4 protein-coding genes are annotated in these 1994 nt (G+C 31.9%); all 4 read right to left on the reverse strand.

Going from position 1 to position 1994, the window contains the following annotated elements; translation table 11 throughout:
- Positions 1-187, reverse strand: a 187-nt coding sequence (locus RCF13_RS11015) for a hypothetical protein (protein ID WP_308141177.1), incomplete at its 3' end; no start/stop codon positions are given.
- Positions 188-327: 140 nt separating this feature from the next.
- Positions 328-939 (reverse strand): hypothetical protein, encoded by a 612-nt coding sequence (locus RCF13_RS11020; RefSeq protein ID WP_308141178.1) that lies wholly within the window; start codon positions 937-939, stop codon positions 328-330.
- A gap of 20 nt (positions 940-959) precedes the next feature.
- Positions 960-1196 carry a hypothetical protein gene (locus RCF13_RS11025; RefSeq protein WP_016121693.1) on the reverse strand — a complete coding sequence of 79 codons (237 nt, stop codon included), beginning with the start codon at positions 1194-1196 and terminating at the stop codon, positions 960-962.
- A 168-nt stretch (positions 1197-1364) separates the two neighbouring features.
- Positions 1365-1796 (reverse strand): helix-turn-helix transcriptional regulator, encoded by a 432-nt coding sequence (locus tag RCF13_RS11030; protein ID WP_001995981.1) that lies wholly within the window; start codon positions 1794-1796, stop codon positions 1365-1367.
- Positions 1797-1994: the final 198 nt, after the last annotated feature.

The raw sequence follows: 1994 nt of genomic DNA on the forward strand, positions 1-1994 counted from the left end.
ATATCTGAAATATAAAATTCAGCAATGTCATGCTGTAATCATATATTCTATCTGTTAATTGACTAAAAAAGGTCCAAAAATCTGAAGTTACTTTGCTTATTTGTTCTACGGACTGATCTATATCATTAATTTTAGTAATAATACCATTAATACTGTCTTGAAATTGTTGAAACACTCCTTTCGACATCTCATTACTTCCCGAATATGAAGAATTTGATAAATCAGGAAAATTAAAATCAAAACCAGAATCATTAACTGCTAGAAAATCATTCTTTGATTTAACAAATTCATGTGTATCTTCTAACTGTTTATATAGGTACGGTGTCGCTACACACGCATACGGAACAGGTCTTCTAAAGCATCTTTGAATGCTGGCAAATAATTTACGGGATCTATATACCAATCCATGTTTCCGAATAAAAAATGAAAGAATAGGATTATACAAAATATAGTTAACGGCAGCAATAATACCTGCACTAGTCCTCTTATAATATCGTTGGTCCATTCGTGTGCCAGTTTTCCTTTTCGGATCATCCGGCAAATACCTGCTAGAACCGATGCTATGAGTGCAATCCCTATAGCTATTATTACTGTAATTACTAATAGCCCCACAAATAGTTGAATTAATTCTAGCGGCATTGTAAAAACATCCGCTGTTAGACTTTCTGCTGCAAATGCTGGAGTCGCGTTCCCTATTACTAAAGTAGTTGTGATAAGTAAACCCTTTAGAATTCTTAACCAATTTCGTTTCTCTTTCTTGCTGGCGTATTTCACTTCCCTTCGTAATCTTTTCAGAAAAAAATTACCACATTTAACTTTCTGATTTATATTTTTTTGTATATCCAATGGTTCTATAACTTCTTTAACCGAATGATTAGTGGAAAAACGAACTTTAATGGTATTACCTACGGTTTCTAGGCTAGATAGTTCAGCATACACCTATGACACCTCCTAATAAATTAAAGTGTTTCTTGGGGTATACTAGTGCCTTGAGACGGTGTAGAATCCATTAATTCTTGCTTTATTTTTTCATAATCATGTTTACCTTCTTTTGTAGAAGTTTTTTTGGAGTTAGTTTTCCATCTTTTCTCAAATGTATGGAAATAATCTATACCTCTTGTTATTCCAACTGTTCCAGCAGTCGCCACACCAAACTTAGCAATAGTTGTAATTAACAAACCTACACTTGCTACCATATATAGCTTCTCTCCTTTACCAGGTTTTAAAATAGCTATTTGCTGTTATCCTATTTCCACCAAAACTTGTTTTATTACATCTTTTTTACGAATTCACATTAATTTTTGTGTAAATCTGCTCTAATATTAGAGTTTTTAGACACGTAAAGTAATTAAACTCCTTTTCATCTATTTCGAATAATCTCTATAGAAAATTTCATGCAGAGGTGGAAACTTTAACACAGACCATATCTTTAAAAAATTCTCCATAGACGGTTGAACTTTATTATTTACGATCATACTCATATTCCCACTCTTAATACCGGTTTTACGAGATAATTCAGCTTGTTTCATTCCATTTTTCAACATTATTTCGGCTATATTATTTTTTAATGGGAATTGTACATCACTCGCAATTTTTTTGAATTTATTTAGTTCAATCGCTTGCTCTAGTTGTCCTAAGTAATGTATTAGTGCTGCCTTCACTATATCCTCTACTTGAATCTCCTCTTCTGATCCTTGTAATTTCCTTCGAATATTTTGATATGTTACATAGCGCTCGACTTCTTCAAGAATTCTTGGGGATAAATCTATTTGAAATGAAGTTGATTTTTCATTCATTTTGTCTCCTCCTATATTTTTGAATAGAAATCATTTAATTGGGTATAGTAGATAACATCTATAGTCTATTAGGATTTAACCCAATAACTCCTAACAATAATATGATATTAAAAAAAGGTAGTGAGTATGAATGAATGCGCCTGATACAATGGTACAAACAAACGATGAAGAAAAAAATGAACTAGATCGATTATTAGA

The organism is Stenotrophomonas maltophilia group sp. RNC7 (assembly GCF_030910085.1).
GTDB lineage: Bacteria > Pseudomonadota > Gammaproteobacteria > Xanthomonadales > Xanthomonadaceae > Stenotrophomonas > Stenotrophomonas sepilia.

Excerpts from the sequence above, each read along its gene's own strand:
- RCF13_RS11025 (WP_016121693.1), bottom strand. The coding sequence starts at position 1,196 with ATGGTAGCAAGTGTAGGTTTGTTAATTACAACTATTGCTAAGTTTGGT.
- RCF13_RS11030 (WP_001995981.1), bottom strand. The coding sequence starts at position 1,796 with ATGAATGAAAAATCAACTTCATTTCAAATAGATTTATCCCCAAGAATT.